Origin of the sequence: Saccharopolyspora sp. NPDC047091 (genome assembly GCF_040643635.1) — a bacterium.
Lineage (GTDB): Bacteria > Actinomycetota > Actinomycetes > Mycobacteriales > Pseudonocardiaceae > Saccharopolyspora_C.
This window is the reverse complement of sequence record NZ_JBEYUS010000078.1, coordinates 21,857-28,150: the sequence shown is the minus strand read 5'-3', so window position 1 is coordinate 28,150 and position 6,294 is coordinate 21,857. Positions and strand designations below refer to the sequence as shown.

The following is a 6,294-nucleotide window of genomic DNA, read 5'->3' as shown; positions in this document are numbered from 1 at the left end:
TGGCGCTGCGGGAGCGGATCTTCGCCCTCGGGCACGCGGTCGCGGACGCGGGCGGCCCTTCCGCGTTCCCGGGAGAAAATCCGCAATTCTGCGGATTCATCGCGGCCGCACCCCGCGAAACCGGCGAATCGGTCCGGAATTTCCGAAAAATGGATCGCCGGAACGGAACCCGCCGGGCACCCCGCACGTCCTAAGAACAACGGATCACGAGGGGAGGAGGTGTGTCATGGCGGGTGCGGCGCTGTTGCTGCTGGCGTTGATCGCGATCGTGATGGTCTTGCTCGCACCGGACCGGCACGACGACGAGGACGACCACGAGGTGCGGATTCCCGCGCCCCGCGCGGAGGGCGAGCTCGGCTCGGCCCACCGGGGAGCGATCGACGAGAAGGAACGAGCCTGATGGACGGTGCTCCGGGAGTTCTGGGGTCTGCGGGTGGACGAGCGGCGAGTGGAGATCATCCCCTCGCCGCTCGTGCCACTTCCGCTCCCGCACACGTCATTTGATCGCCCCGGTGAGCGTGAACGCCCCGCCCAGCGACCGGGACACCAGCAGGTACAGCCCGATCACCGGTGCCGTGTAGAGGATCGAGTAGGCGGCGAGCTGCCCGTAGGCGATCAGCCCGCCCTGGCCGAAGAACGCGAACACCCCCACCGAGGCCGGCTGCTTCGCCGGGTCCAGCAGCAGCACGAACGGCACGAAGAAGTTCCCCCAGGCGTTGATGAACGTGAAGATCCCGACCACGCCCATGCCGGGGACGATCAGCGGCAGCACCACCGACCGCAGCGCCTGCATCGCCGAGGCCCCGTCCACCCAGGCGGCTTCCTCCAGGCTGATCGGCACGCCGTCCATGAAGTTCTTCGTCATCCAGATCGCCACCGGCAGCGAGGTCGCGGCCAGGAACAGCGTGGTGCCGAACATCGAATCGACCAGGTCCAGCCGGACGAACATGCTGTACACCGGCACCATCACCGCCGTGACCGGCAGCCCGGTCGCGAACAGCACGGTGTACAGGAACGGCCGCCGGAACCGGGACCGGTAGCGGGACAGCGGGTAGGCGCACAGCACCGCGGCCGACACCGAGATCAGCGCGGCACCGCCGGACAGCAGCAGCCCGTTCCACAGTGGACGGAGGCTGGTCTCCCAGTTCAGCACCTGCTCGAAGTTCCCCAGCGTGAACCGCTGCGGCACCGCGGCCGACAGCGGCGCCTCCGCGTCGAACGCGGCGGTGAGCAACCACAGCAGCGGCGCCAGGAACAGCAGCGCGATCACCCCGAGCAGCGAGCCGACCAGCGCCGACTCGCCCCGGCGGCTCACACCTCCTCCCGCAGCGTGCGGGCGTACACCACGGCGAACAGCGCGCCGACCGCCAGCAGCACCAGCGAGATCGTGGCGCCGTAGCCGATCTCGTCCAGCTCGAAGGCCTCGTCGTACATCAGCAGCGGCAAGGTCTGCGTCGCATCCCCCGGACCGCCCGCGGTGAGCACGTAGATCAGCGTGAACACCCCCAGCGTCTGCAAGGTCACCAGCATCAGGTTGGTCAGCACCGAACGGCGGATCACCGGCAGCACCACGTGCCGGAAGCGGCGCAGCGCCCCCGCCCCGTCCACCTCGGCGGCCTCGGTGAGCTCGGTCGGCACCTCGGACAGCGCCGCCTGGTACACCAGCATCGAGAACGCGGTGCCGCGCCACGCGTTCCCCAGCACGATCGCCAGCAGCGGCGCGCTGAACAACCAGTCCTGGCTCAACCCGACCGCGCCGAGCAGCGCGTTCAACGTGCCCTCCGGGTTCAGGAACGCGTACAGCGCGAACGCGGCCACCAGCTCCGGCAGCACCCACGCCGACACCACCGCCACGCCCACCGCGTTCCGCAGCACCCGGTTCCGGTTCCGGGTGAGCACCGCGATCAGCAGTCCCAGTCCGTTCTGCCCGATCACCGCGGAGCCGACGGTGAACACCACCGTCAGCCACGCCGAGTGCCACAGCGCCGGATCGGCGAACAAGCGGCGGAAGTTCGCCGGCCCCACGAACTCCGGCGAGGTCGCCGCCGCCCCGGTCAGCGCCGCGTTGGTGAACGAGACGTAGCCGCTCCACAGGATCGGACCCGCCACGAACAGGCCGAGCAGCAGCACCGCGGGCGCCATCGGCAGCATCCACCGCGACAGCACCCCGGCGCGCATCAGCCGCCCCGGGTCTCGTCCGGGCCCGCGATGCGCCGCACCTGCTCGGTCCACCGCCGGGACACCTGCTCCGGGTCCGCGCCGCCCGCGACGTCGAGCACCGATTGCTGGATCTCCTCGGAGATCTTCGGGTACTCCGGCAGCGTCGGCCGGTAGTGCGTGCCCTCCAGCAGGCCCAGCCAGAACTCGACCAGCGGGTTCGCCGCGGTGAGCCGCGGATCGGCCGCCGAGTCCTCCCGGGACGGGAGGTTCCCGGAGGACAGCGCGTACTCGGTGACGTTGTCCCGGTTCAGCGCGATCTTCAGGAACGCGAAGGCGTCGTCCTGCTTGCGGCCGGAGGCGCTCATCGCCAGCGTCCAGCCGCCGGACATCGACACCGTGCCGCCGCCGTCCTGCGCGGGCATCGGCGCGGCCGACATGGTCGCGGGCCAGTCCCGCCAGCCCGCGGATTCCCACTGCCCGGAGGCGAAGCTGCCGTCCAACCGCATGGCGACCTTCCCCTGCCGCGTGAGGTCGTCGCGGAGCTTCTTGTCGTACTGCGCGTCGGCGATCTGCGCCGGGCTCTGGGTGAGCCCTTCGCCGACGGCGGTGGACAGGAAGCGCATCGCCTCGGTGAAGCCCGCGTTCGGCGCGATCCACTTGCCGTCGTGCAGCGCACCGGTCCCGGTGCCGTGCAGCAGCATCAGCACCGTCTGCATGGTCACCGCTTCGCCCTCCGCCTTGCCCAGCGGCAGGTCCAGCCCGATCACGTCGGGGAACCGCTGCTTCACCCGGCGGGCGGCGTCGAGCACGTCGTCCCAGCCGTCCGGTTCCCAGTCGGCGGGCAGCCCGGCGCGGGCGAACAGGTCGCGGTTGAACCAGATGCCGCGGGTGTCGGTGTCCAGCGGGATGCCGTAGGTGCGGCCGTCCGCGGCGCGCCCGGCCTGCTTGGTGGTGTCGATGAAGTGGTCCCAGTCCGCCCAGCCGGCGAGCCGCTCGTCCAGCGGCGCCAGGTAGCCGGCGGCCACATCGGAGTTGACGGTGAAGCTGTCCTCGTAGAGCACGTCCGGCGCGGTCTTCGCGGAGCGCATCCGCAGCTGCAGCTTCGACAGGTACTCGCCCTCCGGGGCCACCACCGGGTTCAGCGCGACGTGCTTGCCCGGGTTCTCCTGCTCGTACTGCTGCTTCACCCGCTGCATCAACGCGTCGACCTGCGTCGAGTTCCCGTAGCGGTGGTAGGCCACGTCGATCGTGTCCGGGTCGTCGGCCGTCCCGCCGCCGCAGCCGGTGGCTGCCAGCACTGCGGCGATCAGGACCAGGGGTAATCGTCGGCGAGGCATCGATCCTCCCGGTGCGGGACTCGTCCCGGTAGCCGTCGCGGCCGCCCCGGTCGGGGACCGGCCGGTCTTCGATGAGCTGCGCGATCAGCTGACCCGCTCGGCGCTTGCGCCCGATGTGAGATCAGGATCACACTGCACCGTAATTCCATTCGATGAAGCAAGTCAACGACACGAGCGCCTCGGGAGCCCCCGCATGCGGCAGGAGTTCTGGCAGGGCACCAACCTCCCCCGGGTGGGCGGGTTCAACCGCGCGGTCGTGCTGGACGCGATCCGCGCGAACGGCGGCGTCAGCCGCGTCGAACTCGCCCGCAGGACCGGGCTCACCGCGCAGACCATGTCGAACATCGTGCGGGCGCTGATGGCCGACGGGCTCGTCACCGAGGACGGGCACGCGCCCTCCACCGGCGGCAAGCGGCGGGTGATGCTGCGGGTCGCGCCGGACGCGTACCAGTCGGTGGGCCTGCACCTGGACCCGGAGCGGATCACCGGGGTGCTGCTGGACCTGGACGGCCGGGTGCGGACGCGCAGCACCCGGCGCGTCGCCGCGGGCGCCTCCCCGGAGGCCGTCGTCGGCGCGCTCGCCCGCACCGTCGGGCACCTGGTGCGGCGGTCCGCGGCCGGGGACGGGCGGGTGCTCGGCGTGGGGCTCGCCGTGCCGGGCCCGGTGGACGACACCCACCGCCGGGTGTTCAGCCCGCCGAACCTGCCCGGCTGGCCCGACGTGCCGCTCGCCGACCTGGTGGAGGAGCGCGCCGGGCTGCCGGTCGTGATGGACAACGACGCCACCGCCGCGGCCATCGGGGAGCGGTGGTCCGGCGGTGCGGAACGCGCCGGCTCGTTCGTCTACGTCTACCTGGGATCGGGAGTGGGGCTGGGCGTGGTGCTCGGCGACCAGGTGTACCGGGGGATCAGCGGCAACGCCGGCGAGGTCGGGCACCTGCCCACCGGCACCGGCAAGGAGTGCGCGTGCGGCAAGCGCGGCTGCCTGGAGGCCTACTGCTCGATGCGGGCCGTCGTCGCCGAATGGACCGCGGCGGGCGGCGAGGACGGCGGGGCCTCGATCTCCGACGCGTACCAGCGGATCTGCCGGGACGCGGCGCGCGGTGACGCGAGCGCCGCGCGGCTGCTGCGGCAGGCCGCGGGCAGGCTCGGGCAGGCGCTGGCGACGGTGGTGAGCGTGCTGGACGTGGACCGGGTGGTGCTCGGTGGTCCCGCGCTGCGGCACGCCGGGGAGATCATCCGGGAGCGGGTGCGCAAGCAGCTGCTGGGCCAGGTCCGAGCGGCGCGGGCCCGGCCGGTGGAGGTGCACTCGGCGCTGATCGGGGAGGACGCGGGCGCGGTCGGTGCGGCGTCGCTGGTGCTGGACCACGCGTACTCGCCGCGGCTGGCGACGTTGCTGGGCGGGTAGTCGTCGCCGGGCAGGCAGGTCGTTGCCGGGCAGGCAGGTCGTTGCCGGACAAGCAGGTCGTTGCCGGACAAGCAGGTCGTTGCCGGACAAGCAGGTCGTTGCCGGGCGGGCAGGTCGTTGCCGGACAAGCAGGTCGTTGCCGGGCGGGCAGGTCGTTGCCGGGCGGGCAGGTCCGGCGCGGGTTCCGCCCGCCCCTCGGCGCGGGGCGGGCGGAACTCCGTCAGGCGTCGGCCCGCACCTCGTCGGCGGTCGTCCCGGCACCGTCCCGGACCGCCCCCGCGATGGCGTGCCCGAAGGCCGCCATGCCGCGGGCGTTCGGGTGCAGCGGCGCGGCCACCGAGGTCGGCAGCACGCCTTCCAGGTACTTCTCCTGCGGTGCCGCGCACACGTCGTGGCCTTCGCTGACCGCGCCGATGTCCACGAACTCCGCGCCGTGCGCGGCCGCGCGCTCCCGCAGCAGATCGCTCAACTTGTCCACATTGGACTGGATGTAGTCGGCGTCGCGGCCCCAGATCGGTTCCTTCGGGTAGCACCCGCCGGGTCGGACGTAGGTGCCGTAGCCCGCGACCACGACCTTCGCCCGCGGCGCGCGGGCCGCGATGCCGTCCAGCGCCGCGTCGAGGTCACCGGAGATGCCGTCGATGCGGGCCGCGAGTTCGTCGCCCTCCGCCGTGAACTTCGCGGCGCAGGACCGCCCGATCGGCTCGGGGAACGCGTTCAGGCAGCTGACCGCGGCGCCGACCAAGCCCACGTCGTTGCCGCCGATGGTGAGCGTGACCAGGTCGGTCCCGGGGTTCAGCGCGTCGAACTGCGGCGGCAGGAAACCGTGCTGGCGCCCGGTGAAGTCCTCGATCTCGGCGCCGGAGCAGGTCGCGTCGGTGAGCTCCGCGCCGAGCTCCTCGGCGACGACCCGCGGGTAGTTCCGGGTGGAGCGCAGGCAGGCCAGGTTCGGGTCCGGGCCGGGGATGAGCGGACCCGCGGCGGCGGAGTCGCCGAGCGCCACGTAGTCGATCGGTGCCGCGCTGACCGGTGCCGCGCTGACCGGTGCTGCGCTGACCGGTGCGGAGCCGACCGGCTCGGCGGCGTGCGCGGGCAGGGGCGTCAGCGCGCAGGCCGCCAAGGCGGCGGCCACGCCCCACCGGGCCGTCGGGCGGGGGCGCGCGGTGGTCCGGCCGAGGCGTCGTCGGCGGCCGGGAGCAGCGGGCGGGATGTCCACGGAGACCTCCGGGAAGGGGCGAGCAGGCCACTGTGATGTAGCACGATCACCCGCGAATTCCCGCCGCCGACGGGGTCATCCACCCCCATGATCAGCACATCGGGTGAAACCCGCCCCGATGCCTCCGTTCACCGACCCGGCCCGGAACCCCCGCACCTGACCGCGGTTCTCCC

The 6,294-nt window shown here is 72.5% G+C and carries 7 protein-coding genes; 3 read left to right on the top strand and 4 right to left on the bottom strand.

Annotated elements, in window-relative coordinates:
• Both ABZ805_RS25255 and ABZ805_RS25250 read left to right on the top strand, forming a co-directional pair.
• On the top strand, window positions 1–194 hold a 194-nt coding region (locus ABZ805_RS25255), incomplete at its 5' end, for a hypothetical protein (RefSeq protein ID WP_358445063.1).
• Window positions 195–226: 32 nt separating this feature from the next.
• Window positions 227–400: a hypothetical protein gene (locus ABZ805_RS25250; protein ID WP_358445060.1), complete on the top strand. Its 174-nt coding sequence runs from the start codon at window positions 227–229 to the stop codon at window positions 398–400.
• 96 nt (window positions 401–496) lie between these two features.
• Here ABZ805_RS25250 and ABZ805_RS25245 read toward each other — a convergent pair whose 3' ends face one another.
• From ABZ805_RS25245 to ABZ805_RS25235, 3 genes are read right to left on the bottom strand one after another with little or no spacing between them, the layout of a single operon-like run.
• On the bottom strand, window positions 497–1,315 hold the full coding sequence (locus tag ABZ805_RS25245; protein ID WP_358445057.1) for a carbohydrate ABC transporter permease: 819 nt from the start codon (window positions 1,313–1,315) through the stop codon (window positions 497–499).
• Window positions 1,312–2,178, bottom strand: a complete 867-nt coding sequence (locus ABZ805_RS25240) for a sugar ABC transporter permease (RefSeq protein ID WP_358445054.1) — start codon at window positions 2,176–2,178, stop codon at window positions 1,312–1,314. Before ABZ805_RS25240 ends, ABZ805_RS25245 begins: the two co-directional genes overlap by 4 nt.
• Window positions 2,178–3,497, bottom strand: coding sequence for an extracellular solute-binding protein (locus ABZ805_RS25235; RefSeq protein ID WP_358445052.1), 1,320 nt, complete (start codon window positions 3,495–3,497; stop codon window positions 2,178–2,180). The genes ABZ805_RS25240 and ABZ805_RS25235 overlap by 1 nt, the downstream gene beginning before the upstream one ends.
• Before the next feature lie 193 nt (window positions 3,498–3,690).
• On the opposite strand from ABZ805_RS25235, the gene ABZ805_RS25230 reads away from it, so the two are divergent.
• A complete protein-coding gene (locus ABZ805_RS25230) occupies window positions 3,691–4,905 on the top strand; it encodes an ROK family transcriptional regulator (RefSeq protein WP_358445049.1) in 1,215 nt (404 codons plus the stop codon).
• A 220-nt stretch (window positions 4,906–5,125) separates the two neighbouring features.
• Here the strand turns inward: ABZ805_RS25230 and ABZ805_RS25225 are convergent, their stop codons facing one another.
• A complete protein-coding gene (locus ABZ805_RS25225) occupies window positions 5,126–6,121 on the bottom strand; it encodes an SGNH/GDSL hydrolase family protein (RefSeq protein ID WP_358445046.1) in 996 nt (331 codons plus the stop codon).
• Between the last annotated feature and the right edge of the window lie 173 nt (window positions 6,122–6,294).

What these genes read in the sequence shown, in the direction of transcription:
- ABZ805_RS25230 (WP_358445049.1), top strand. Translation starts at nt 3,691, where the DNA reads ATGCGGCAGGAGTTCTGGCAGGGCACCAACCTCCCCCGGGTGGGCGGG.
- ABZ805_RS25235 (WP_358445052.1), bottom strand. Translation starts at nt 3,497, where the DNA reads ATGCCTCGCCGACGATTACCCCTGGTCCTGATCGCCGCAGTGCTGGCA.
- ABZ805_RS25240 (WP_358445054.1), bottom strand. Translation starts at nt 2,178, where the DNA reads ATGCGCGCCGGGGTGCTGTCGCGGTGGATGCTGCCGATGGCGCCCGCG.
- ABZ805_RS25250 (WP_358445060.1), top strand. Translation starts at nt 227, where the DNA reads ATGGCGGGTGCGGCGCTGTTGCTGCTGGCGTTGATCGCGATCGTGATG.